This window comes from Bifidobacterium sp. LCP19S3_E9, from assembly GCF_052121135.1.
In the GTDB taxonomy this organism is placed as follows: Bacteria; Actinomycetota; Actinomycetes; order Actinomycetales; family Bifidobacteriaceae; genus Bifidobacterium; species Bifidobacterium thermacidophilum.
On record NZ_JBQKEV010000002.1, the window covers coordinates 46898 to 72266 of the forward strand.

The 25369-nt window shown below is 61.6% G+C and carries 18 protein-coding genes and 1 pseudogene; 12 read left to right on the forward strand and 7 right to left on the reverse strand.

The window, feature by feature from the left end; genetic code table 11:
* Positions 1–329: 329 nt before the first annotated feature.
* Positions 330–1025 carry a putative ABC transporter permease gene (locus ACTQYB_RS01125; protein WP_441481939.1) on the forward strand — a complete coding sequence of 232 codons (696 nt, stop codon included), beginning with the start codon at positions 330–332 and terminating at the stop codon, positions 1023–1025.
* Here the strand turns inward: ACTQYB_RS01125 and ACTQYB_RS01130 are convergent.
* A complete protein-coding gene (locus ACTQYB_RS01130; protein WP_441481990.1) occupies positions 1022–1450 on the reverse strand; it encodes a DUF488 domain-containing protein in 429 nt (142 codons plus the stop codon). The two genes, ACTQYB_RS01125 and ACTQYB_RS01130, sit on opposite strands and share 4 nt — an antisense overlap.
* A 201-nt stretch (positions 1451–1651) precedes the next feature.
* Positions 1652–2416, reverse strand: a pseudogene (locus ACTQYB_RS01135) (DNA-3-methyladenine glycosylase); the annotation flags it as partial.
* 88 nt (positions 2417–2504) lie between these two features.
* On the opposite strand from ACTQYB_RS01135, the gene ACTQYB_RS01140 reads away from it, so the two are divergent.
* The 5 genes from ACTQYB_RS01140 (at position 2505) to ACTQYB_RS01160 (ending at position 10336) form a co-directional block, all read left to right on the forward strand.
* Complete coding sequence (locus ACTQYB_RS01140) at positions 2505–3050, forward strand: GNAT family N-acetyltransferase (RefSeq protein WP_441481940.1); 546 nt, start codon at positions 2505–2507, stop codon at positions 3048–3050.
* A 97-nt stretch (positions 3051–3147) separates the two neighbouring features.
* Entirely contained in the window at positions 3148–3558 is a 411-nt protein-coding gene (locus ACTQYB_RS01145; protein ID WP_441481941.1) for an arsenate reductase ArsC, read from the forward strand.
* 251 nt (positions 3559–3809) lie between these two features.
* A complete protein-coding gene (locus tag ACTQYB_RS01150) occupies positions 3810–6374 on the forward strand; it encodes a TerB N-terminal domain-containing protein (protein WP_441481942.1) in 2565 nt (854 codons plus the stop codon).
* Between the two features lie 35 nt (positions 6375–6409).
* Positions 6410–7819 (forward strand): ATP-binding protein, encoded by a 1410-nt coding sequence (locus tag ACTQYB_RS01155; RefSeq protein WP_441481943.1) that lies wholly within the window; start codon positions 6410–6412, stop codon positions 7817–7819.
* 93 nt (positions 7820–7912) lie between these two features.
* The gene (locus ACTQYB_RS01160; RefSeq protein WP_441481944.1) at positions 7913–10336 is read left to right on the forward strand and encodes a DEAD/DEAH box helicase; all 2424 of its coding nucleotides are present in this window, start codon (positions 7913–7915) and stop codon (positions 10334–10336) included.
* 94 nt (positions 10337–10430) lie between these two features.
* Here ACTQYB_RS01160 and ACTQYB_RS01165 read toward each other — a convergent pair whose 3' ends face one another.
* The 3 genes from ACTQYB_RS01165 to ACTQYB_RS01175 form a co-directional block, all read right to left on the reverse strand.
* Positions 10431–11912, reverse strand: coding sequence for an ATP-binding protein (locus tag ACTQYB_RS01165; RefSeq protein WP_441481945.1), 1482 nt, complete (start codon positions 11910–11912; stop codon positions 10431–10433).
* Positions 11913–12077: 165 nt separating this feature from the next.
* Positions 12078–13619, reverse strand: coding sequence for a nucleobase:cation symporter-2 family protein (locus ACTQYB_RS01170; protein WP_441481946.1), 1542 nt, complete (start codon positions 13617–13619; stop codon positions 12078–12080).
* A 63-nt stretch (positions 13620–13682) separates the two neighbouring features.
* Entirely contained in the window at positions 13683–14267 is a 585-nt protein-coding gene (locus ACTQYB_RS01175; RefSeq protein ID WP_441481947.1) for a xanthine phosphoribosyltransferase, read from the reverse strand.
* 235 nt (positions 14268–14502) lie between these two features.
* On the opposite strand from ACTQYB_RS01175, the gene ACTQYB_RS01180 reads away from it, so the two are divergent.
* Together ACTQYB_RS01180 and rpsD are read left to right on the forward strand one after the other, a co-directional pair.
* Positions 14503–17202, forward strand: a complete 2700-nt coding sequence (locus tag ACTQYB_RS01180) for a UvrD-helicase domain-containing protein (RefSeq protein WP_441481948.1) — start codon at positions 14503–14505, stop codon at positions 17200–17202.
* A 277-nt stretch (positions 17203–17479) separates the two neighbouring features.
* Entirely contained in the window at positions 17480–18106 is a 627-nt protein-coding gene (rpsD, locus tag ACTQYB_RS01185; protein WP_015450480.1) for a 30S ribosomal protein S4, read from the forward strand.
* Between the two features lie 230 nt (positions 18107–18336).
* Here rpsD and ACTQYB_RS01190 read toward each other — a convergent pair whose 3' ends face one another.
* A complete protein-coding gene (locus tag ACTQYB_RS01190) occupies positions 18337–18702 on the reverse strand; it encodes a phage holin family protein (protein WP_168984156.1) in 366 nt (121 codons plus the stop codon).
* Positions 18703–18749: 47 nt separating this feature from the next.
* Complete coding sequence (locus ACTQYB_RS01195; protein ID WP_441481949.1) at positions 18750–21014, reverse strand: acyltransferase family protein; 2265 nt, start codon at positions 21012–21014, stop codon at positions 18750–18752.
* Positions 21015–21133: 119 nt separating this feature from the next.
* Here ACTQYB_RS01195 and ACTQYB_RS01200 point away from each other — a divergent pair, with 119 nt between their 5' ends.
* The 4 genes from ACTQYB_RS01200 (at position 21134) to alaS (ending at position 25362) form a co-directional block, all read left to right on the forward strand.
* Positions 21134–21808 carry a histidine phosphatase family protein gene (locus tag ACTQYB_RS01200; RefSeq protein WP_441481950.1) on the forward strand — a complete coding sequence of 225 codons (675 nt, stop codon included), beginning with the start codon at positions 21134–21136 and terminating at the stop codon, positions 21806–21808.
* Between the two features lie 110 nt (positions 21809–21918).
* On the forward strand, positions 21919–22344 hold the full coding sequence (locus tag ACTQYB_RS01205) for a DUF948 domain-containing protein (protein ID WP_033505493.1): 426 nt from the start codon (positions 21919–21921) through the stop codon (positions 22342–22344).
* A gap of 21 nt (positions 22345–22365) precedes the next feature.
* Positions 22366–22602 (forward strand): hypothetical protein, encoded by a 237-nt coding sequence (locus ACTQYB_RS01210; protein WP_026650494.1) that lies wholly within the window; start codon positions 22366–22368, stop codon positions 22600–22602.
* An 84-nt stretch (positions 22603–22686) separates the two neighbouring features.
* Complete coding sequence (alaS, locus tag ACTQYB_RS01215; RefSeq protein ID WP_441481951.1) at positions 22687–25362, forward strand: alanine--tRNA ligase; 2676 nt, start codon at positions 22687–22689, stop codon at positions 25360–25362.
* The last annotated feature ends 7 nt before the right edge of the window (positions 25363–25369 follow it).

The following is a 25369-nucleotide window of genomic DNA, read 5'->3' on the forward strand; positions in this document are numbered from 1 at the left end:
TGCCTGTGGATTTTGTCCGACAGGTCGCCGAAAGTCTGGAAGCTGAGGGTGCAATTGATCTGGTTACGTGGCGCGGCTCGCACGGCTGCGCCACGGGCGGCTGCACGCCCGACCCGGATTCGCCGCTATGCGCGGGCTGTCCGCTCAAACCCGTCCAACTGCGCCGCCACAGGTCGGCACAGGAAGCAGACCTGTCCCCACGCGCGGGACTGTGGCATCGGGCGTCCCGCAGTCACTGATTCACCCGGCCAGCGTGTCAAGTCTTCGTCCGTTGCCGTGCCGGGCTACAGTGGGATGGGGTTACAGTGGGATGGTCGAAAGGAGCACGTGTGAAGGATCTCATCCAGACCGTGAACCAAAGAACCCACGCCTGTGCCCAATGGCTGGACAAGCCGCGGACCATGCCCCGCTGGGACGCCTACGACATGGTCTACTTGTTCGCCATCGCCGGTACGGTCGGCACCGTGTATGAGGAAGTACTGATCGCTCTGACCCACGGCGTGTTCGAGAACCGCAGCGGGTCGATCATCACAACCGTCAACTGGGTGTACGGCATGGGCGCGGTCATCATGTTCCTCGCCTTGCAACGCGCGAACCGGCCTTGGCAGTACATCGCCTACGGCGCGCTGCTCGGCGGTGCCGTAGAATTCACGTTAAGCCTGATCCAACAGTATCTGCTGGGCACGCGCTCATGGGATTATTCCGACAAATTACTCAATATCGGCGGCCGCACGACCATACCTTACATGCTGGTGTGGGGCCTGTTGTGCATGGCCTGCATGTGCTGGCTGTTCCCGCCGGCCCTCAGACTGGTCCACCGTATTCCGGAACACGCCCGGCATACCATCGCGGTAGTGCTCGCTGTGATCATGCTGATCGACCTGTCGCTCATGGTGCCCGCGATTGTCCGCTACGGGCAGCGCGCGCACGGCGTCTACTTCGACAACCCGTACTGCCGTTGGGTGGACCGTGTGTTCGATGACGCGTTCATGCGCTCGCGATACCCGAATATGCAGGTCGGCTAGGCCTTATCCGTGTGGCGGTCGCACTCGCCGAGCAGGTATTCGCGCAGGACGACCGCGTTGTTGTGTTCGCTGTCTTTGGCGCCATACAGCAGGGTGACACGGGGATGATCGGCGATCAGCTCGCGCAGGCGGTTGACCGCTTCCGTATTGGCGTCAAGCTCACGGCGGTAGCGTGACGCGAACTCGTCGAACCGTTCAGGGATATGCCCGAACCAGCTTCTCAGCTCTTTCGACGGGGCGATATCCTTGAGCCACACGTCGATATGCGCGTTCTGCTTGGATTTGCCGCGCGGCCACAGCCGGTCGACCAGGACGCGCAGACCGTCATCCGCGGACGCATCCTCATACACGCGGCGGATCCTCACATCGGTACCGTTGCCGGTGCCCTTGCCGGTGGCGGCGCAGAGGTCGGCGTTGGCGTCCATATCGGGTTCCGACATGCGGACGGCATGAGTGTGTCGCGGTGCGGGGGATTGCGATACTGCCGATTGCTGCGAAGCCTGTGCGGTCGCACTGCCGCCTGCAACCGTTGGCACGCCGTGCGCCCCTTGCGCTCCGGACACGTCTTGCGTCCCTTCGGCTGCGTACAACGGTACGGCTTTCGCATTCAACGGGCTTTTCGACACGAACGGATTGCCCATGATAATCAGACGCCTGTCGCGGTCGGTCGCCTTGCTGATGCCGATACGTGGCGTGCGCGCGATCCGTTCACCCTCGCGCAGCGATGCGCGGACCAGACGCAATGGAGGATTGTTCAGATCATGGCCGTACAGGGATTTGTCAATGGCGAGCGCCTGGCAGAGTTTCGCCGGCCCGTTGGTCAGTTCGACCCCGGTGCGCCCGCCGCGCAATGCGCGCATATGCTCGATTCCTTCGACAGGCTCGCCCGCCCGGATCAGCACCCCGCATCCGAAGCCGTCCGCGCCCGCGGTCACATTCACGCAATAGTGCATACCGTAGGTGAAATACACGTACGCATGGCCCGCCGGACCGAACATCGCCCGATTGCGTTCACTGCGGCCGTGATACGTGTGGCTTGCCGGGTCGTTCTGGTCGTAGGCTTCCGTTTCCACGATGCGTACCGCGCTACGGGTGCCGTCCGGCCAGTCGCGAACCAGCAGACAGCCAAGCAACCCCGCCGCCGCCTCATCGGCGCCGTGGATGAGCAGATCCATGGGAATGCCTTGCTCTGCGCCGTTCCCACCGCCGTTTTCGTCGTTGTACTGTGACATGTGTTTCCTCCCGTCCGGCGCGGGCGCGTCGACTGCCACCATCGTCGCCCCGGATATGGACGGAAGTTGACATGTTCGTAAATCGTTGTCGCCCATGCTGCTCTCGTTGCAGCATATGACACATGGGGCGATGGGCGGGTTCGACCGGTCTGATGGCATTGTATGCGATCGCGTTCATCGCCGCGGGGCTGGTCGTCTCACGGTTCGTCTCACGACGCTCGTGATTGACGCGCGGTACCATGGCATCATGATCTCACCGACTCCACAGCTCGCCCTGCTGCCGATCCGCACGGCCACGACACAAGATCTCGATGCCATCGACAGCCTCGAACGCGCGTGCTTCCCGCCGGCGGAAGCGGCCAGCCGCACGTCGATCAGCAGCCGGCTGGCGGTGTTCCCCGACCATTTCTGGCTGTTGGAAGCCTCTCACAGCGCCGATACCGGCGACCGTACCGATGCCGACCTGCTGGTGAGTTTCGTCAACGGCATGGTCACCGACCAGCCGCATCTGCTCGACGACATGTACGACCATGCCGAGATGCATGACCCGCACGGCGCGTGGCAGATGATTTTCGGCGTGGACACCCACCCGGACTACCGGCGTCACGGGTACGCGGGACGGGTATTGCGCCATGCGATCGACACGGCGCGCGCGGAACATCGCCGCGGCGTGGTCCTGACCTGCAAGGATCGGCTGGTGCACTTCTACGCGTCCTTCGGTTTCCGCGATGAAGGCATGTCCGCCTCCACGCATGGGGGAGTGCCGTGGCATGAGATGCGTCTGACCTTCTGACCCGGGCGCACCGGCGATACGCGCAGCGCACGCCCGATGACGCCCCGATCAAAACCGGAACAATCACTGGAATCACCTGTGGAAAGCCGAGGTGCCGATGACATTGCCCACCGTCGCATTCATATGCACGCACAACTCCTGCCGTAGTCAAATCGCAGAAGCGCTCGGACGGGCGTTGGCTTCGGACGCGTTCACGTCATATTCAGCCGGCACCACCATCAAATCCGAAATCAACCCGGACGCCGTGCGGCTCATGCGTAGCCTGTACGGCATCGATATGCCGGCGAACGGGCAGCATCCTAAGACACTCGACCAGCTGCCGCCGATCGATGTCGTGGTCACCATGGGTTGCGGTGTCGTCTGCCCGGTGCTGCCCGCCGGCTCGCGTGAAGACTGGGGGCTTGAGGACCCGACTGGCAAGGATGACGCCGCTTTCACCGCCACAATCCGTGAAATCGAACGCGATATCCGTAATCTGCGCAGTCGGCTGCTGCAACACGAGGCCTGACGTCAGCATCCGCCGAACCGCGAACCTCAGCCGCCGGCATACAGCCTTGAGCCTCGAGCCTCGAGTCTCCATCGGCATGGCTGTCGGCGGCATCGGCAATCATCGCAAGGCTTGTCTTGAGATTGTCTTCGATGCTGCGGGTCATGCCCATTTGTGCCAGCGCGATTTTCATGCCGGTATCGTATCGGCTGCGATGCGGCTGCGACAACACTCGTCTCGCACGGTGAGGCATCCACACTAGACTCGGCGGTATGGCATTAACGGGCGGAACACGGGATTTCGTGCAGGAGATTGCGCGGTTTGCGCTACAGCGGCTGCATACTCAACCCCGCCCGGGCGGGCGTATAGCGGGAAGTCTGGTTTTCGACCACCCGGCGACCGGCAGGAGATACGCCATGATGATCGGCGGGCATGATCTCGTCGTGCGCTGCGAGCCTGCGCATATCGCGTCGTTGCTCACCCTTCCGGGGTTTGGACCGACCATCAAGGCCGATCATGACACGTGGATGTTCATCAAACTTGATGGGACGGTTGATCTGCCAACTATGGCCGACTATCTGACGTCATCCTACGCGATGGCATCGCAGCCCGCAAAGGATGTCGACGTGCAAGCAACGCGATTCTCGGCACCCGAAACGAAAATGAACCCTATAGCGACGCTGGAAGACCCATCGCAGCAATCCATCTCGACGGATGATGCCGCCTCGACGCGGGTGCGAATGCATGACACGGTGTACACTGACACGCCCATCCCCATAAAACCCGCCGCATCGGGCGCTCCCGCATCGGGCAGGACCGTTGCATCCGGCGTTTTCGGGCATGTCGAGGATGCCGGTAGCCAGCCTGCCAACACTCATCGCCGTCCGAGCATCCAGCCCGGCGGCTACGAACCGTATCCCGATACCGCAGATACCGGAACGGTCTACGGGCGCAACGACTCCATCGCATCCGAAGCAACCCAGCCCACGCACCTGAACCAGCCCGCGGGGCGAGCCATACCACGGCCGTACCGCGACCAGCCCATCATCATGCCCGAGGAATCAGACCTCGCCGCGCGCCCGTCTCGCCCAGTGCGACCTCTGCGCCCGGCCCGCCCGACCACCACACGGCAAAGCAACTCCCGGCAAAGCATCCTGCCCGCCCGCCTGCGCCGCATGCGAGCCATCCGCGCCCACTACACTTTCCGCGACGTGACGCTCGGCCGCGCTCTCGACTTCTACCTGCAAGGCGCATCCGTGGCCGACTACCGCGACGACTACGACTGGCACGGCATCTTCCGCTGGCAGCACCCCACTTACCGGGATATGGACAACCACCAGCTGCGCGGATATTTCGCCTGGCGCACCCGGTTCCTTGACCGCACCGACCAGGCAGACCACCCTGACCGGTCCAGAATCGACAGCGACGCCGGCCCCACGCCACGCGAACGCGACTGGTACGACACGTGCATGGCGTTCTCCAAAGTCCGCGCCTACGAAATCATCTGCGGTATCGAACCCGACGCCGACCAAGGCTTCCGCCAACTCGTCCGCATCGCCCACAGCTACGCCTGGCAGGACCGACGCTACGCGGAAACCATCGACATGTGGATTCGCGACTACCTCATCGACCGCAACCTCACCGCATACATCAGCGAGGACACCTTCCCAGTCATCGCCTACGACGAGATGATCGACACCGTCATACACCCCGAGTCCGCCAGCGACGACGACTACTTCAACGCGGTCACACACCTGTCCGGATACCACTTGGACACCTCGGCATTCGCCAAACGCCACGCCGACATCATGCGCTACTCCCTGCGCCGCATCTGCATCGCCATTGACGAACACTTGAAAACCCGCGCCTCCAGCCTCGCCGGCACCTGCTTCGGCCCACTGCCGCAAGAAAGCACATCCCTGTTTTGGGATGCGATCTACCTTGACGCGCAGCGCTACCAGCCGCAGCCCGACTACGGGCTCATGCGCCTGACCAGGCATGAACCACAAACCGTGACCATCGACCCCATCCGCTACTACCAGTGGACCCCCGAGGACGGCTGGCACCTGCACGCCTACAACCTGAACGGCTCCATAAATCGCACATTCGGCGACATCACCCGCGAAATCGACAGGCAACTACGCCTGTACCACCACTTCGGCCACCCCATGAAGGCGCCTGCGCCAGGCAGCCTCGCCGCAAGCCTGACACCGGTCATTGCCCGGACAATCGAGACCATTGAACACGAACGCGAAGAAGCCGCCCGACCGCATATCACCATCGACATGCAGGCGCTCGCCAGCATTCGCCACGACGCCGACCTCACCCGGGATGCGCTCATCGTCGATGACCAAGACACGCAAGTCGAAGACACGGCGGAAACCATCAGTGAGCCAGCCGCATCGCAACCGACTGCGGTACAAGCACCTGCAGTACATAAGACTTCGGCACAACCCGCCGAGCAACAGGAAGCACAGCCAGCCAATCCGCCGACACCGCCGACACCGCCGACACCGCCGACACCGCCATCCACTCCACAGGCCGCACCTGCGACGACTCCCACACCCACAGCGCACCCCACCGCGAAACCCGGAGAGCAATCCGCAGCGCACCCCGGAACCGACGATTCCGAACGCTTCCTTGTTCGCTCACTGCTCAACGGCGAACCATACGAGGACGAGCTACGCCGCCGGCACGAAAGCCTGAGTATGCTGGTAGACCGGATCAACGAACGCATGATGGACGAGATCGGCGACACCGTCATCGAATTCGACGGCGACCGGCCCGTTATCATCGAAGACTACGAAGACGACCTGCGGCAATGGCTGGCACGCTAGCCGCACGCCACCATACCAACGTGAAGGACGCGCACATGGACCATACCGAATCGGCAGCCAACACCCCTGGCAGTGCGGAAGCAGGGCAGACTACGCCACGCCGACAAGTTCCCAAACGCATCGCCGGAGTCATCATCAACTCCCTCAAAGGCGGCGTCGTACCCCGCATCGGCCTGCCCTACATCACCGTCGGCCGCCGCCGCGAAATCGAAGCCATCCTCCACGACGTCGACATCATCGAAAGCGGGGGAGCAGCATTCCGCTTCATCGAAGGCCGATACGGCAGCGGCAAAAGCTTCCTCCTACAAGCCGTCCGCACCCACGTCATGGACCGCGGCTTCGTCGTCGTCGACGCCGACCTCTCCCCGGAACGCCGCCTGCAAGGCACCAAAGGGCAAGGCCTGGCCACCTACCGTGAACTCATGCGCAACATGTCCACCAAAACACGGCCGGAAGGCGGGGCACTCCCGCTCATCCTCGACCGGTGGATCGCCACCGTACAAACTGACACCGCCGCCGCGCTCGCCGGCGAAACCGGTGCTATGCCCGGCCCTGACGACCCTGAATTCGCAGCCCGCGTGGACCAAACCATCGCCGAGACCATCGCATCCATGCGGGATATGGTCCACGGCTTCGATTTCGCGCGCCTGCTGACCATGTACTACCATGCCAGCCAGCAAGGCGATGACGAGACCGTGGGGCGCGTGCTCAAATGGTTCCGCGGCGAATACGCAACCAAGACCGAGGCGCGCGGCGAGCTGGGCGTCGGCGTCATCATCGGCGACGACAACTGGTACGACTATCTCAAGTTGTTTGCCGATTTCCTCGTCAAGGCTGGTTATCGCGGGCTGATTGTCATGATTGATGAACTGGTCAACATCTACAAAATCCCGAACGCCATCAGTCGGCAGAACAACTACGAGAAGATGCTCACCATGTACAACGACACCATGCAGGGCAAGGCGCATCACTTGGGCATCATCATGTGCGGCACCCCGCAGTGTGTGGAGGACCGGCATCGCGGCATCTACAGCTACGAGGCGCTGCGCAGCCGGCTCGCCGACGGGCGATTCTCCAAGGAGGGGTCGCGTGACCTGTTGGCCCCGGTCATTCACCTCGACCCGCTAGGCCCAGAGGAGATGCTTGTGCTCGCATGCAAGCTCGCCGACATTCACGCCCGGCTCTACGGGTATGAGCCGGTATTGGGCGATGACGACCTCGCGATGTTCATACGCGTGGAATATGAGCGGGTTGGAGCGGATTCGCATATTACGCCGCGCGAGGTGATTCGTGATTTCATTGAGCTGTTGGATATCCTCTACCAGCATCCCGACAAGAAACCCGCCGATTTGCTGGCATCCGACGAATTCTCCTACGCGCAGGGCGACCCGTCCGACGGAATGAGCCCGCAGGCGGGCGGACAGTACGCCCAGTTCACGATCTGAGCTTCTCACACCTTGGCAAGGCTGGTGTGTAACTGATATGGAGAACAGATATACAGCAGGTTGTCGTCGGTAAGGCAATAAGGCGATGAAGCAATGAGCAAAGGAGAGCCGCGCATGGATGTGTTCAACCGGTACGCGCCGTTCATCCAGGACACGATTTACGAGCGCGGATGGCAGAGCCTGCGCGGCGTGCAGGTCGCGGCGGGTGAGGCGATTTTCGGCACCGACCAGAACGTGCTGCTCAGCGCCTCGACCGCATCCGGTAAAACGGAGGCCGCGTTCTACCCGATCCTCACCTTGATGGCTGAAGACCCGCCGGCATCGGTCGGTGCGTTGTATATCGCGCCGCTCAAAGCCCTGATTAACGACCAATTCGACCGGCTCAACGAAGTGTGCACGCAAGGCGATATCCCCGTATGGCATTGGCATGGCGACGTCTCGCAATCCCACAAGCGCAAGCTCATGAAACACCCCTCGGGAATCCTGCAGATCACGCCCGAATCGCTTGAGGCGATGCTCTTGCACCGGCATGCGGCCATTCCCGCGCTGTTCGGCGATCTGCGTTTCATCGTGATCGACGAACTGCACGCGTTGATGCGCGGCGATCGCGGTGGGCAGACCTTGTGCCTGATTGAACGGTTGTCCCGCATGGCCGGCGTCAACCCGCGCCGCATCGGGTTGTCCGCCACCATCGGGGACCCGAAGCAGGCAGCGGAATTCCTGAGCGCCGGAACCGGCAAGGGCACGGTTGTTCCGAATATCGGCGCCAGTGGTCAGACCTGGCGGCTGTCCATGGAGCATTTCTTCAATAGCGGCCCGCAAGCTTCGCAGCGGGGACTACGCATGCCGGCATTTGCACGAAACCCGCACGCGGTTGACGGCGAAACCCGACCATTGTTGGAACAGACGGAAGCAACGCTTACCGGTGAAACCCAACTCAAATCCTCGATGGAATCCCCGTTTGAATCCCCATTTGAACGGCAAGACAAGCCACTTACCGGCCCGCTCGCCCAATCCGAACCCGCCTCGGACACCGCCCCGCAGGCCGCTGACCCTGGCATCGGCTACATCTTCGAACACACGCGTGGCCGCAAATGCCTCGTATTCTGCAATTCCCGCGAGGAAGCCGAAGCCGTGACCACCACCTTGCGCCAGTACTGCGAGGTACGGCATGAGGCGGACCGCTTCCTCATCCACCACGGCAACCTTTCAGCGCCCATCAGGCAGAGTGCCGAAGAGGAGATGAAGGACGAGAACAGCTGCATGACCACCGTCACGACGGCGACCCTCGAACTGGGCATTGATATCGGCCGGCTCGAACGCGCGTTCCAGATTGACGCGCCGTTCACCGTCTCCTCGTTCCTCCAACGCATGGGACGCACTGGCAGACGCAACCAGCCGCAGGAAATGTGGTTCGTCATGCGTGAGGATCCGCCGCAATCACGTGAAATGGCGCCGGATATCATCCCGTGGAAACTCATCCAAGGCATTGCGCTCATCCAGCTGTACGTGGAACGCCGCTGGGTGGAGCCGCCCCGGCTTGATGGTCTGCCTTACAGCCTCCTGTACCACCAGACCATGAGCACGCTCGCGTCAGGAGGTGAGATGACGCCTGCGCAACTGGCGTCCCAGGTGCTTTCGCTTGCCGTGTTCAAACGCGTCACGCAGGATGATTACCGGATCCTCTTACGTCACCTGATTGGTATCGACCATATCGAGACCACTGAACGCGGCGGTCTGATCGTCGGCGTGGCAGGGGAGCGCATCACCAGCAACTTCAAGTTTTACGCGGTATTTCAGGAAAACGAGGAGTACAGCGTACGCAGCGAATCGCAGGAGATCGGCACGCTGGTGGCCCCGCCTCCCGCCGGCGAGAAAATCGCCATCGCCGGCCACGTGTGGGTGGTCGACGAGGTGGACCGCAAACGGCATATCGTCTACTGCACCATGGTCAAAGGCAAAGTGCCCGCATATTTCGGCGACGTGCCCGGGGACATCAACACGGTGATCCTCGAACGCATGCGACAAGTGCTTCTGGAGCCGCCGGAGGCCACCTACCCGTATCTCATGCGCAATGCCGCGGCCAGATTGCAACAGGCGCGCGTTGACGCGGCGGTTATGGGGCTCGCCGACCAGCCGTTGCGCCACCTGGGCGGCAACATGTGGGCGCTGTTCCCTTGGCTCGGTACATACGCGTTCCTTGCGCTTAAACGCCTGCTGCTTCTGCGGTGCGCGCCAAGCCTCGGGCTCAAGGGCTTGGAGGCCTTCTCGCCCTACTACATGACCTTCACCATGGACGCCAACGCGCAGGCGTTCTACGCGGCGGTTACGCAGGCCGCCCGCGAACTTACCGATCCGCTGACGCTCATGTACCCCGACGAGATCCCGGATTTCAACAAGTACGACCGCTTCCTGCCGCCGCAGCTGGTGCGCAAGGGCTTCGCATGTGGCGTGCTCGACCTTAACGACATGCGGGAGCGCGTACGTCAGTGGGAGCGATTCGTCCGCAAACCTTGATGCTTTGCAGACGGTTGCAGCCGATGCCAAACGTGCTTACAACGCTGTCTTTCCAAGCCCGTTGCGGTCGATCCGTCAATTCGGCAATGCCTTCTCACCGCCCGCGCAGCCGGTAGCGTTTGGTCCCATCCTCGGCAGGCGGGTGCGCCTGCGCGATCTCTCCGGCGCGGACGAGCTCACGCAGGCCGGAAGCCACGGCGAGCGGCGTCAAATGCAGTTCGCGGATGATTTCCTTCGCGCTCATCGCCGAATGGCGTTCCAACAGGCCAAGAATCGCTTGGGAGACCTCGGACGGCGAATCGACGGCATGAAGTCTGCGTTTCGTGAACGTCATCGTGAACATGCCATGCTCGTTGCGCGCTTCCGCCGGTTCAATGCCGGATTCGCGCAACTGGGAGAGGATCTGCCGGAACCCGTCACCCTCAGAGGTAACGACCGTGCCGCCGTGCGGTGAGGGAGTGAGTTCAAGCAGCGTGAACAGGAACTGGTTGCGGGTCGATGTCATCGTCGGCCCGTCATCCTGCGGGTGTTTGGACAGCACCTCCTGCGTGACGGTGCCATACAATCCGCCGGGATTCGTGATGGTAATACGGTCGGTGAACACGCTCACGCGGACGGGCGTGCCTTGCGCGTCAGGGGAGTAGTCGCGGTGGATGAGCGCGTTCGCGATCGCCTCGCGCAGCGCCGCTGGCGGGTATTCGGGCTTACGCCCGCCGATCCAACGCATCAGCGATTCCGTGGTGTCCTCGATCATCACCGGGATGGATCCGACCACATGCTGGGTCGCAATTAGTGATTCATTCCCGCGGAACACGTCATCGGCGTTCGTGCCAGGGAACACCGCCACGGATACGCCAAGCCGCGGATAGTATTTCTGCGGGTACCGGCCGAGCGCGAGCAGACCGGCAAGCGTGGGGCGCAGCACACCGCCGACTTGGGACGCATCACTGTCGTCATGGCGAAGCGCCTGCAAATCGCACAGCACCTGTTCGTCACTGCGGTCGGCGAACACGTGCGGATGCCGTTCGCGCGCATTGCCGGTCACCGCTTGGACCAAGGCCGGATCGAGGTCATCGATAGTCGCTCGCGGAACAAGATCGAGATCATACGTGGGCTGGTTGTGCTCCTCGATAAGCCGGTCGACCTCATAGGCGGTCATATGCCGGTCCCCGTCACCTGTACGGATGAACGACCCGTCATGCGGGCCGAGCGCGGTGATGAAACACGGTTTGAGTCGCGGCTGCATCTCATCTACCCGCGCGAACACCAAGTTGGTTCCCTCGAACGGGCATGTGACGATTACCGGACGCACCACCGGGGTGAGCCGCTCACACGCCTGGCTGAGCGCCTCCTGCATGGCGCGCGCGTTGAACCCCTCGACCGGTGTGAACCCGTTCTTCTCTGACAAACCGAGAATGATCCAGCCGCCGGAACCGTTGGAAAACGCGGACAGCGTTTCGGTGATGGTCGAGGACATCTTGCGCTTGCATTCCTTGACCTCGCACTGCTGGGTGTCATTGCCGATGATGCGCATCAGACCGATGAGCTCGGTCATCGTGCTCGTGTAACGGTCCATAAGGCTTCCCTTCGCCGCCGGGTGTACCCAGGTACCATCATTGTCTCACAAATCCAGGTGATTCGGTATTACAGACGGGAAATACGCTAACGAAAACGGCGACACCGGGAGAGATAGTTTCTTCCGGTGTCGCCGCTTTGGAACGTCTATGAACGTCTATGAGATTCAGCGCTTTTCGTTGACTTCGCCGTTCGACGCGAGGAAATGCTCCTCGCCCGGCAGTACTGCGTTGAGGATGACCGCGACCACGAAGGCCAGCGCGATGCAGTTGCTCGCGAAAATCGACTGGAACAGTGACGGGAACTGGGAGAATATGCCCTGCACCTGTGTGAAGCCGATGCCGATGGTCAAGCTGAGCGCCGCGATGGCGATATTGCGCTGTGTGAAGCCCGCTTCGGCGATCATCTGGAAGCCGGAGAGCACGATTGTGCCGAACATCATGATGGTGCAGCCGCCCAGCACTGCTTGCGGCAGCGAGTTGAACACTGCGGCGATGCCGGGGACGAAGCTTGCGAGCACTAGAATCAGGCCGCCGGAGAGAATCACCTTGCGGTTAACAACCTTGGTCATCGCCACAAGCCCGATATTCTGTGCAAACGATGTCAGCGGCAGGCAGCCGAACAGGCCGGAGACGCTGGAAATCAGGCCGTCACCGGCGATTGCACCGGCGGTTTCACGCTCGGAAGGCGCACGGTTGAGACCGACCTTCGCCAAGGCGGCGGTGTCGCCAAGCACTTCGACCGAGGACACCACGTACAACAGGGCGAAGGAGATGATTGCGCCCGCGTCGAACTGCACCTTGAACGGCATGACATGCGGCGCGCTGAGCACTGCCAGGTTCTGGAACCCCGAGAAATCGACCTTGCCCATGAATAAGGCCACCACATAGCCCACCACGAGGCCGAAGAGCACCGACAGCTGCTTGGCGGTGCCTTTCATGAGCAGCTGGAACGCCAGGCAGGCAACCAGGGAGACCAGACCGAGGGTCAGATTCTGCCAGCTACCGAAATCCTTGGCGCCGGAGCCGCCGCCGAATGATGTCGCGCCGACGCTGAGCAGCGAGAAACCGATCGAGGTGACCACGATTGCAGAGACGATCGGCGGGACGAAACGGCGCCAGAACCGTGCGGTCAGGCCCAGCACGAGTTCAAGCAGACCGCCGACCATCACTGCGCCGACAACCGCGCCATACCCTTTGTCGCTGACTACGGCGATGGCCGCCGCCACATAAGTGAAGGAAATACCGGTGACCATGGGCAGACGGCTGCCGATACGCCACAACGGGTACAGCTGAAGACACGTGCCGAGGCCGGCGACCAGCAGGCCGTTCTGGATAATCATCGCTGACTGTTCCGGGCTCATCTTCGCGGCCGCCGTCACAAGGAAAATCGGGGCGAGATTCGCCACGAACATCGCCATCACGTGCTGCAGACCGAAGGGGATGCCTTTCCAGAAGGAGATTTTGCCGTCAAGCTCGGTCAGCGGGTTGGATGTTGCGGCTTTCTCCGTTTCGGCTGATGCGGCGGCGGCCGTGGTTTCCGGCGTGTTCTTCTTCGTGGCGGTGTCTTGCACGGTGTTGCCTTGTACAGGTTTGCCTTGCGTCGCGTTGTCCTGAGTTGTTGTTGCCGTTGTCTGTGCCGTCGTTGTCACGTTCTGGTCGGCTGCCGTCTTGTCATGCTCCGACGGCATTTCGATGGGGTTGCCCATATGTCTCCTGCCTGTCTTTTTCCTGGTCTCTGTGCTGTTTGCGTATTTGCTGTGCACAACCCGTCAGGCTTCGCGGAACGTGATTTCACCGGTGTCCGGATTCATCGAGTCCACAATTGCCAACGATTGCAGGTCATAGCCGGCCTCGCGCAGCTTCGCGCCGCCGTCCTGGAAGCCCTTCTCGATGGCGATGCCGATGCCTTCGACCACCACGCCTGCCTCGTGGCACAGCTCGATCAGCCCCTCCATCGCCTTGCCATTGGCGAGGAAATCATCAATGAGCAGCACATGCTCGCCGGGGTTCAGGAAGCGCTTGGACACGATGACCGGGAACTCGCGCTGCTTGGTGAACGAGTACACCTTCGTGACATACTGGTCGCCGTCAAGATTGATGGACTGCGCTTTCTTAGCGAACACGACCGGCACGTCGCCGAAATGACGCGCCGCGACACAGGCGATACCGATGCCTGAAGCCTCAATGGTCAAGATCTTGTCGATCTGCTTGCCGGCGAACAGCCGTGCCCATTCCCGGCCCATCTGGTCGAACAACTTGACATCGCATTGATGGTTCAGAAATGCGTCCACTTTGAGGACGTTCCCCGGCTTGACGATACCGTCACGACGGATGCGCTCTTCGAGTTCTTTCATTGACCTGCCTCGTGTTCTCTTGTGGAGCCTTGGCCCCGGCTTGTCTGGCCACCCTCGCGGCCATGTGTTTGATATGGTTCGTGGGTGCATGACGACATGCGCGACGAGCCTGGCCGGGACGGGTGTAATGGAGCGAGCATACCGCGAGCGCCGCACATCCGCCCGGCAGTAGGCGCGCGTCGTGCTGACCTGTGGCTGTGGTAGAAATTATGGGCGCCGTACAGTCGGCGATGGCATGATTCGGAGGGTGACAGTGTTCGACAATGATTCCCCAGTTCTCGCTCGTAGCGCACAGGAGCTGCTTGGCGGGCTCAATCCGCAGCAGGCGCAGGCGGTCCAGTATCAGGGGCCGGCACTGCTGATTGGCGCGGGCGCCGGTTCCGGCAAGACGCGTGTGCTAACCCGTCGCATCGCGTGGATCCTCACCCAGTTCAACGCCTGGCCGAGCCAGATCCTCGCCATCACCTTCACCAACAAGGCTGCAGCCGAAATGCGCGAGCGGCTGACCACGCTGATTGGCCCGGTCGCCCAGCGTATGTGGGTGTCCACCTTCCATTCGGCATGCGTGCGTATCCTTCGCCGTGACGGGCAGGCCATCGGATTGAACTCCGGTTTCTCCATCTACGACACCCAGGACTGCCAGCGGCTGGTCAAGCTCATCGCCACCGACTTGAACATCGACATCAAGCGCTATACCCCGCGCGCGATGCTCGCCAGGATTTCGGATTACAAGAACAATCTGCAAACGTGGCAGGGGCAGCTCAAGCAGTTCGCCCCGGATTACCGTCCCGGCCAGCGCGGCTACCAGCTGGGCCGGTACGGCAATGAGGAACAGCTGTATGCCGTGGTCTACGCGGAATACCAGCATCGTCTCGCCGCGGCGAACGCCGTCGATTTCGACGACCTGATCATGCGTACCGTCGAACTGCTGCGTACCCAGCCGGATGTCGCCGATTACTACCGGCATAAGTTCCGCTATATTCTCGTCGACGAGTACCAGGACACCAACCACGCGCAATACGTGCTGATCCGCGAGCTTGCTGGCATCGATGCCAATGAGCAGCCTGATCCCTCGACGATTGGCGCTGGCAGGGTGGGCCCGGCGTGGGTGACGGTCGTCGGCGATTCCGACCAGTCGATTTACGCGTTCCGTGGCGCGGATATCAGCAATATCCAGGATTTCGAGAAGGATTTCCCGGACGCGAAGACCATCATGCTCGAGCAGAACTACCGTTCGACGCAGACGATTCTCGACGCGGCCAACGCGGTCATCTCTCACAACGAAGGGCGCAAACCCAAGAAGCTGTGGACCGCCGCAGGCAAGGGCGCGCCGATTACAGGCTACGCGGCGGACAACGCGCAGCAGGAAGCCTTGTGGATCGCCACCGAAATCGCCCGTCTCGTCGCCGAAGACGGCTACAAGTACTCCGATGTCTCCATCATGTACCGGGCGAACGCCCAGTCGCGCTCCCTTGAAGAGGCCTTGATCAACGCGGGTATCCCGTACCAGCTCATCGGCGGCACCAAGTTCTATGAGCGCAAGGAAATCAAAGACGCCATCGCCTATCTTCAGGCGATTGTCAACCCGGCTGACAGCGTGAATATGCGGCGCATCCTCAACGTGCCCAAGCGTGGTCTCGGGGCGCGTGCCGAAGCGATTGTCGCCTCGTATGCCGATGCGCATGCCGTACCGTTCTGGCAAGGAATAGCCAATATGGAACAAATCGAGGGTCTGCCCACGCGCACCGCGAAATTGCTCGGCGCATTCCGCGACACCATGCAGCATCTTGCCGCCTTCGCGCGCGACCATGCGAACCAGCCGTCAGACATCGTCGCTGAAGTGCTTGACAAGTCCGGTCTGCTCGAGGAACTGCAACGCTCCGAAGACCCGCAGGACGCCTCCCGTGTGGAGAACCTCTCGCAGTTGCAATCGGTTGCAGCCGAATTTGAGCAGAATACGCCCGACGCGACCCTCGAAAGCTTCCTCGAAACGACCGCGCTCGTTGCGGATTCCGACCAGCTGCCAGGCGAGAACGAAGACAGTGGCAAGGTCACGCTTATGACCCTGCACACCGCCAAAGGCCTCGAGTACCCGGTCGTGTTCCTCACCGGCATGGAACAGGGCACGTTCCCGCATTCCCGCTCGCTCGAAGACACCAGCGAACTGGCGGAGGAACGCCGGCTCGCCTACGTGGGCATCACCCGCGCCAAGCAGCGCCTGTACCTGACGCGCGCCGCGGTCCGCTCGCAGTGGGGGCGTGCCGACGACATGATGCCCAGCCAGTTCCTTGATGAGATTCCTGATGAACTTATCGACTGGAAGCGGCGTGAGGCAAGTACCGAACGCATGGGCAGCGGCTGGAAGTCCGGTGGTCTCGATGACGATGAATTCGGCGGATGGGGCGATGACGACGATTTCGGCTCGACCAGCTTCGGCGGCTCGACCTTCGGATCATATGGCTCACGCAGCTCGTATGGTTCGGGACGCTCCTCATCGTCCCGGCGTTCCGGCGGCTCGACATACGGCTCCTCCTACGGCGGGTCTTCGTATGGCGGCTCATCCTACGGATCGCGGTCCGGCTCGTCCTCGTCGCGCGGCTACGGGTCGCGTTCGGGCTCCTCGTATGGTTCCCACGGCTCGTACGGCTATGGTCCGTCATCAGATTCGGGGCGTTCCGGGAAAGTGACCACTCGGCACACCTCAGCCGTTTCACACAAGAAGAGCGCGGCATCCGGCACATCGCAGGTGGGCAAGGACAACGGCTTGAACATCTCCGATTTCAAGGTCGGCGACAAGATCACGCACGACAAGTATGGCCTCGGTACTGTGCTGGAAACTCAGGACAAGGGCCGCAACTCCGTGATCACCGTGGACTTCGGATCCGACGGCGTCAAGCGGCTCATGCTCCGCGCGGCACCGATCGAGAAGCTCTGAGCGCATGCGTTGCTGTCACCTATCGCAGCCTTGCACGACGCTCCCGGCACGCCGTCACAGGGGAGCCGGGAGCGAGGTCGCAGGTGTGGTGTATGTTAGTGACTCGTGTGTGCAACCGCACGCACTATCTGGAGTCTTAGCCCGTCAGTGGGTCGGCGGCGGTCCGTACAAAGCGGTCCTCCGTTCGTGCATGGCACGATGAAGCACTGGAGAGGCTGGCTCAGCGCGAGGGAATATCTTTCGCGTTCCGTTCAGATAACGACAGAAAAGGAACAATATGACTAACGCTCAGCGTTCCCGCCGTCAGGTGCGTCTTTCTCGCGCCCTCGGCATTGCACTGACCCCGAAGGCCCAGCGCCTGTTCGAAAAGCGTCCGTACGCTCCTGGCGAGCACGGCCGCACCCGTCGCCGCACCGAATCCGATTACGCGGTGCGTCTGCGTGAGAAGCAGCGTCTGCGCGCCCAGTACGGCATCTCCGAGAAGCAGCTTCGCGCCGCTTACGTCAAGGGCACCCGTACCGCTGGCCAGACCGGTGCTGCTATGCTCACCGATCTTGAGACCCGTCTCGACGCCCTCGTGCTGCGTGCCGGCTTCGCCCGCACGACCGCCCAGGCCCGCCAGTTCGTGGTGCACCGTCACATCATGGTTGACGGCAACATCGTCGATCGTCCGTCCTACCGCGTCAAGCCCGGCCAGACCATCCAGGTCAAGCCGAAGAGCCAGACCATGGTGCCGTTCCAGGCTGCTGCCGAAGGCGTCCACCGCGACGTGCTTCCGGCTGTTCCGCCGTATCTCGATGTCAACCTCGCTTCCCTGAAGGCGACCCTGACCCGCAAGCCCGTTCCGGAAGAGATCCCGGTGCAGGTGAACATCCAGTACGTCGTCGAGTTCTACGCTCGCTGACCTGGATCCATTCCATTTTTCAAGGACATACAGCACAAGGCCCCGCTTTTGACGGGGTCTTCTGCTATCTGCAACTCTTCTCTGAACAGACGCTGCATGGAACAGACATTGCATGGGATCTGTCGCCGCAGGATTCACCAAACTTCGATATTCTTCAACGGCAACCGGAGCCTGTACGGTCCGCGGGTCAATGAAGATCCGCGGACACCTGCGGGGGGGGGGGAGTCAGCTTACTTGCCGAACACGCCTGAAACAATCGACGACACGATGGACATGATGAGCGAGCCGAGTACCGACCACCAGAACCCGTCGATGACCACGCCCACGTCGAAGAACGAGAAGGCGAGCCACGAGGCGAGCTCCATGAACAGCCAGTTGATCACCAGCGCAACGAATCCGAAACTCAGCAGCGAGAAGGGGAGTGCCAGAAGGTGCACGACCGGTTTGATCGACGCATTGATCAACGCCATGAACAGAGAGAACGCGGCGATGCCCAGGATCGGAGGTTCACCTTTCGCCTGCATGCCGGGCAGCACCGCCACCATGACACCGGCCGCGATAGTCAAGATCAGCCAATTGATGAGAAAGCGTTTCATGCCGTCAGTCTACAGCACACGATCAGATATCAGAAGGAATCCGGGCGTCACTGGCCGCAGAATGCCTGGCGGAGCATGGTGGCGTACACCGGGCGGCCTTGCGGCGTCAGATGCGTGCCGTCGTCGTACAGGTATTCGCTGTGCCCTTCGCTGGTGCCGTACCAGTCGATGATGCCGACATTGCGGTGGCTCGCCGCGAAGGAACGCAGAATCGCGTTGTTCTGGTCTTGCCACGAGACCGGAACGCGCAAGGTGAGGAAGTACACCGGCTTGCCATCCATCGCATCGACGATGCTTTGCAATTCGGCCTCGTCGCGAATCGGGCCGTTGTCGCCGAGCGCGACTACGACCACGCTGCCGCCTTGCCCTGCCCCGGCATGTTGGGCGTAGATTCCCGGCGCTGTGGTGATCTGCCGGCTGACCTGCGCATCAATGACGGCTTTGGGCATGATTTGCTGGATGATATCCGCGGCTCCCAAAGCCACGGAATCCCCGATGATCAATGGGTCGGCGCTACACACACCGGTCGCCGCATCGAAAGTCCACGACGACAGCGGGACGCCTGTCGGCACTTTTTCGGCATGCGCGTTCATCTTCGGCGTGGCGGGGGCCTTCGAAGGAGTTTGCTGGGCGTTCTTGGACGAGCCTGAAGCCGAGGACTTGGACGATGGGGAAGCGGCGTGTCCAGCGGAATCTGGTGCCTTGGACGCTCCCGCGGACGGTGACGAACCGGGGACACCAGCGAGGGCCTTTTTCCCTGCGAGGCTGGCTTCGCCTGCGATTTCCGGCCGCAGCTCGATTGAACGCTGTTCAACGATGCCGTCCCAGTCGAACGGCAGGCACCCGACGATGATGACAGCGACCAAACCAGCCGCAGCCATCACCTTCGCCGCCGGCTGCACATCCGCTAGATATGTGCGCACGGTACGCCCGGCGCCTGTCACCACCAGCCGCAGGCCTGTCATGGCCTTCGACTCCGCGTTGTTATCGTTGGGCTGACCCGCGCGACCATCGTTGCCGCCGGCAACTGACTTCGCGCCTTTTTCCGTCGCCTCGGAAGTGGTTCCGGCCGTGATGCCCCGCTGCACCGGGACTTCGATGAATCGGTGGATGAGTTCCGCCGCGCCCGCAATCACCGCGAACTGCAACAGCCAGCCCCACCACGGCATCGTGGTCGTGCGTGTCGCCGGATTCATGATCTCCAGCAGCGGGAAATGGATGATGTACACCGCAAACGCCCGAGCCCCCGCGACGACCAACGGCTGGCACCCCAGAATCGCCGCTGTGATAGACCCGCGTACTGTGCAGGCAGCGACCAGCAACGCCGCCAAGATGGCCGCCACCAGATAGCCGCCGCGGTACATCCATATGGCCTCGCCATCGACAACTGCGACGCCGGCTGCCAGGGCGAGCAGCGCGATCAACGCGAATATGTCGGACATGCCGATGGTCGCACCTCCTACGGTGGTGCGATAAGTCATGCGCTTGACCAACCGGTTCACCCACGCCCGTGCCGGAACCCGCTGTCCGGTTCCGTCGTTCGCGGAGTCGTCGGTGGCCGCACGAAGCCCTGGCTTGGTATCTTTTGACACAGGCGCCGCGCCGCGGTCCGCGAGCAACAGTGCGAGCTCGGCGCCGACCAGCAGCTCGGCCGCGCGCGTATCAAGACCGTAATACAGGTGCGCGGTATCGTTCCCGTTGAAGGAAAGCGCCCCCATGGCGACGGATGAACCAAGAATCAGGAACAGCACCGCCGCGTGCATCATCCAGCGGGTACGGCAGATGCGGTGCAGCAGCAGCAGGATCGCCGGCCACAGCACAGCGAACTGCATGACAATCGCCACAAACCACAGCGGGGTCAGGGGAGAAGGCAGGCCAGCCGTGGCGAAATACGGCAGTTTGCGGAAGATATACACCCAGTTGACCACGAATGCCGCCGCAGGCAACGCGTCCGCCCGCGCCTTGAGAAGCAGCGAAGGGGAGAACAGGTACACGAGCGGAATGGTCAGCGCGATGGATGCCAAGACCATCGGCCACAGCCGTTTGAGCCGTTTGAGCACGTATGAACCGTACCGGAAGCTACCGCGTCCGATCGCGCGCTCAATGCTACGGGTACTCAAGAAACCGGTGATGACAAAGAAGACCGTCACGCCGAGGAAACCGCCGGAGAGCATGGACGGACGCGTATGAAACAGCACGACTGACACAATCGCAAGGGCGCGCAACCCATCGATACCACGGTATCGACCGCCGGCATGCACAGACATGTCTTCGTGCGACTGGTGTTCGCTGATACCGGCTTGACTTGCCATGGTTCCCTTCCTCGCGTTCGATGCGTTAGACATTTGTACAAACCGCTACAGACGTATCTAAAAACGACACGCCGGTGCGACATGCGCACCTACGGACACGCGGCTATAGCATGGGTGTCATGAAGTTGCATCTGTATCTGGTCCGCCATGGCCAGACCTATTTCAACCGCTACAACCGGCTGCAAGGCTGGTCAAATTCCCCGCTGACCGAACAAGGGCTCACCGACGCTGAACGCGCCGCCCGCAAGCTCGAAGGAATCCAGTTCGCCGCCGCTTACTGTTCTGACACCACGCGCGCGGAACAGACGGCGCGCATGATCCTCGACGTGAACGAAAGCCACGGTCATAAGCGCCCGACACTGATCGCCGACTTGCATTTCCGCGAACAATACTACGGGTATTTCGAAGGACAGGATATGTCCGCCTCCTGGTGGGCGGCGGGGGCTCCTCATGGCGCCGGAACCTATCAGAAGATCGTCTCGCAGTATGGGCTCTCCGCGACCCGTGATTTCCTCAAACAAGCCGATCCCTTCCATGATGCGGAATCAGACGAGGAATACTGGAACCGGATCGAAGGCGGGTACCGGCTCATCGCGTCCAATCACATGCTCCATGACGGTGACCGCGTGTTGCAGATCTCTCACGGCAACACCCTGCTCAGCCTCATGCATCGTTTCGCCCCGGACGGCTATGACCTGTCCGAACGACCGGGCAACGGCAGTGTGACACAGCTTGACTTTGACACCGAAGCCCCATTCGATACGGCGCTGAGCGTAATTTCCTACAACAATTGACCTGCGCGCCCGGGGGCGATACATTCGTCAACAAGGCGCGCGTCTCGCCCGCCTACTAGGCTTAACCCGGTATCGTAGCGCTGTACGCGCGTGAGCAGAAAGAGGTTCGCATGGGTGTTGGAGACATCGCCGGGCTGATTGCGGCAATCGCATTCGCGATTCTTGTCGGCTTCCTTATCTACCCGCTGATTCGGCTGGGCAAGCTGTTCGACCAGATCGCCATCACCGTCAAGGAGTCGGGTGACCACGCCATCCCCGCCATTGACGAGGGGGTCACCACAGTCAAGCAGGTCAACAAGTCCCTGGCTGATGTCAATCGCATCTCCGATTCCGCATCCACCACGGTAAACAACATCACCGCACTGACTGATTTGTACGGTTCATTCCTCGGCAAGCCGGTCATCAAAGCTGCATCTACGGTGTATGCGCTCAAGTCGACGGCTCAGCAATTCTTCTCCAAGAAAACCGCACGCAAGCAGGTCGTGCCCACCAAGCCGGCTGACGCCAAGACGCGGGCGAAGGCCCAAACGAAGTAACCGGGCATGCAGACAAGGAGCATCATGAAAAGAACGTTCTGGGTGGCAGTAGGCGTGGTCATAGGTGTGGTGGCCGTCGCCAAAGCCCAGGCTTATGTCAAGGCCAACACCCCTGATAACGCAAGGCAGTTCCTGCTCGGACCCGATCAGGACAATGTCCTGCAACGCACGCTCGCTGGTCTCATCGAGGATTTCAACACGACCCGCAAAGCGCGCGAAGCGGAGTTAAACGCACAGTATTCAGGTATTTCAAAGTAACAGGTGCCGCACCAGTCTGGCATCAATAACGCAGGCCCACGCCGCAACCGCGAGCCGCACACAACACAAGGAGTCATCCCGCTTATGCGCACAGCAGACATCGCAAAGCGTTACCTCACGTATTTCCAGAAGCATGGCCATTTGGTCATGCCGTCGGCTTCGCTCATCTCGCCGAACCCGACAACCCTGTTCACCATTGCAGGCATGGTGCCGTTCATCCCGTACCTGCTCGGTGAGCAGACGCCGCCCGCCACGCGCGTGACCTCGAACCAGAAGTGCGTGCGTACGCTCGATATCGACGAGGTCGGAAAAACCACCCGCCACGGCACCTTCTTCCAGATGTTGGGCAACTTCTCCTTCGGTGATTACTTCAAGGAGGAGGCCATCCATTACGCGTGGGAGCTGCTGACCACCCCGCAGGACCAAGGCGGCTACGGTTTCGACCCCGAAAAGCTTTGGGTGACCACCTTCACTGACGATGAGGAAGCGCGCTCGATCTGGAAGAACGAAGGCTTCGACCCCGAACATATGCAGGTGTTCGGCATGGAAGACAACTTCTGGACCACCGGCGGCCCCGGCCCCGGCGGCCCCTGCTCCGAGATTTACGTGGATCGCGGCCCGGAATACGGCCGTGACGGCGGCCCCGCGGCTGACGAGAACAGGTTCATCGAAATCTGGGATCTCGTCTTCGAAAACTACGAAGTCGACAACGTCAAGTCCAAGACCGACCTGCATATCGTCGGCGAGCTGGAGCACAAGAACATCGATACCGGCGCCGGTCTGGAACGTCTCGCGTACCTCATGCAGGGTAAGCAAAACATCTACGAGACCGATGAGGTCTTCCCGGTCATCGAGGCCGCGGAGAAGCTCTCCGGCCGTACCTACGGTGAGGACGCCGACGCGGATGTGCGCTTCCGCGTCGTGGCCGATCATGTGCGTTCGGCCCTCATGATCATGTCCGACGGCGTGCGTCCGAGCAACGTCGGTCGTGGCTACGTGCTGCGTCGTCTGCTGCGCCGAACCGTGCGCTCCATGCGTATGCTCGGTGTGCGCGACCACGTGCTGCCCACACTCTTCCCGGTCTCCGAAGCGGCAATGGAACCGAATTATCCGGAACTCAAGGACACCTTCCATGAGGTTTCGGAATCCGCATACGGTGAGGAAGACGCCTTCCTGAGGACGCTGGAAAGCGGCACCACGATTCTTGACGTCGCGGTCGATCAGGCCAAGCGTAATCATGGTGAAGTCTCCGGTGAGGACGCCTTCAAGCTCCACGATACCTACGGCTTCCCGATTGAGCTCACCCTTGAAATGGCCCAGGAACAGGGCGTTAAGGTCGACGAGGCGAAGTTCCGCGAGCTCATGCACGAACAAAAGTCCCGTGCACGCGCCGACGCGCTCAAGAAGCGCCACAACGTTGATCTGAGCGTCTACGACGATTTCAAGAAGACGCTCGCCAAGCCGATCGACTTCCTCGGATACACCGATTTTTCGAGCCGTTCCACCGTGCTCGGCATCATGCAGGAAGGCAAGGGTTCGGTGCCTGCGGTGACAGGCCCGGCGAACCTCGAGGTCATCCTCGACCGCACCCCCTTCTACGCCCAGGCTGGCGGTCAGCTCGCCGACCAGGGTGAGATTATCTCCGATGATGGCGCGGTGCTTGAAGTCGACGACGTGCAGAAGCCCATCAAGGATCTGATCGTCCATCAGTGCCGTCTGACCGAGGGCACGCTCGTGGTCGGTGCCGCGGTCAACGCGAATATCGACCTGCAGCGTCGTGGCGCCATCGCTCGCGCTCACACCGCGACCCACATGGTGCATAAGGCTTTGCGCGAAGAGCTCGGCCCGCAGGCTACCCAGCGTGGCTCCGAAGATGCCCCGAACCGTCTGCGCTTCGATTTCCAGTGGTCCAAGGCCCCGAGCAAGACCGTCATGGACGCTGTGGAGGCGCGAGTCAACGACCGTCTGCGCGACAACCTTGTCGTCACCACCAAGGAAATGAAGTTCGACGACGCTATTGCGCTCGGCGCGATGCATCTGTTCGGTGAGAAGTACGGCGATATCGTGCGTGTCGTGTCCATCGGCGAGGACGGCTGGAGCCGTGAGCTGTGCGGTGGTACCCACGTCGACCATGTCGGCAAGATCGGCCAGATCAGCATCATGTCCGAAGCTTCCATCGGTTCCGGCGTCCGCCGTGTCGATGCGGTTGTCGGCCAAGGCGCTTACGAATTCAACGCTCGTGAGCATGCGTTGGTCTCGCAGCTGTCCGACAAGCTCAACGCCCGTCCGGACGAGCTCGCAGATCGTGTCAATACGCTGCTCGCCAAGCTCAAGGAATCCGATCGTCGCCTGTCCTCTATGTACGAGGCCCAGCTTGCAGCTGCCGTCCCTGAGCTTGTGAAGAACGCCCAGGCTTCGAACGCGCCTGTTACGGTAGCCTCGAAGAATGTGGGTCATTTCGGCTCCTTCGACGCGCTGCGCAAGACCGTCCTCGATATTCGTGGCCGGCTTGGTGACGACAAGCCGGTTGTGGTGGCTCTTGCCGGCATCAGCGGCGACGACAAGCCGATGGTCGCCGTGGCAACCAATGAATCCGCACGCAAACTCGGCATCAAGGCGGGTGACCTCGTGCGCGGTGCGTCCAAGATGCTTGGTGGCGGCGGTGGCGGCAAGCCCGATTTTGCCCAAGGCGGCGGCGCCGACGCGAGCAAGATCGATGCTGCGTTGAGTTCTCTCGCCGACGAGGCGATGAGAGGCTGACCACACG

Bases quoted from the DNA above. Each gene is read 5' to 3' on its own strand.
- ACTQYB_RS01130 (WP_441481990.1), bottom strand. From the start codon at position 1,450: ATGGACGCCAACGCCGACCTCTGCGCCGCCACCGGCAAGGGCACCGGC.
- ACTQYB_RS01140 (WP_441481940.1), top strand. From the start codon at position 2,505: ATGATCTCACCGACTCCACAGCTCGCCCTGCTGCCGATCCGCACGGCC.
- ACTQYB_RS01145 (WP_441481941.1), top strand. From the start codon at position 3,148: ATGACATTGCCCACCGTCGCATTCATATGCACGCACAACTCCTGCCGT.
- ACTQYB_RS01150 (WP_441481942.1), top strand. From the start codon at position 3,810: ATGGCATTAACGGGCGGAACACGGGATTTCGTGCAGGAGATTGCGCGG.
- ACTQYB_RS01155 (WP_441481943.1), top strand. From the start codon at position 6,410: ATGGACCATACCGAATCGGCAGCCAACACCCCTGGCAGTGCGGAAGCA.
- ACTQYB_RS01160 (WP_441481944.1), top strand. From the start codon at position 7,913: ATGAGCAAAGGAGAGCCGCGCATGGATGTGTTCAACCGGTACGCGCCG.
- ACTQYB_RS01165 (WP_441481945.1), bottom strand. From the start codon at position 11,912: ATGGACCGTTACACGAGCACGATGACCGAGCTCATCGGTCTGATGCGC.
- ACTQYB_RS01170 (WP_441481946.1), bottom strand. From the start codon at position 13,619: ATGGGCAACCCCATCGAAATGCCGTCGGAGCATGACAAGACGGCAGCC.
- ACTQYB_RS01175 (WP_441481947.1), bottom strand. From the start codon at position 14,267: ATGAAAGAACTCGAAGAGCGCATCCGTCGTGACGGTATCGTCAAGCCG.
- ACTQYB_RS01180 (WP_441481948.1), top strand. From the start codon at position 14,503: ATGATTCGGAGGGTGACAGTGTTCGACAATGATTCCCCAGTTCTCGCT.
- rpsD (WP_015450480.1), top strand. From the start codon at position 17,480: ATGACTAACGCTCAGCGTTCCCGCCGTCAGGTGCGTCTTTCTCGCGCC.
- ACTQYB_RS01190 (WP_168984156.1), bottom strand. From the start codon at position 18,702: ATGAAACGCTTTCTCATCAATTGGCTGATCTTGACTATCGCGGCCGGT.
- ACTQYB_RS01195 (WP_441481949.1), bottom strand. From the start codon at position 21,014: ATGGCAAGTCAAGCCGGTATCAGCGAACACCAGTCGCACGAAGACATG.
- ACTQYB_RS01200 (WP_441481950.1), top strand. From the start codon at position 21,134: ATGAAGTTGCATCTGTATCTGGTCCGCCATGGCCAGACCTATTTCAAC.
- ACTQYB_RS01205 (WP_033505493.1), top strand. From the start codon at position 21,919: ATGGGTGTTGGAGACATCGCCGGGCTGATTGCGGCAATCGCATTCGCG.
- alaS (WP_441481951.1), top strand. From the start codon at position 22,687: ATGCGCACAGCAGACATCGCAAAGCGTTACCTCACGTATTTCCAGAAG.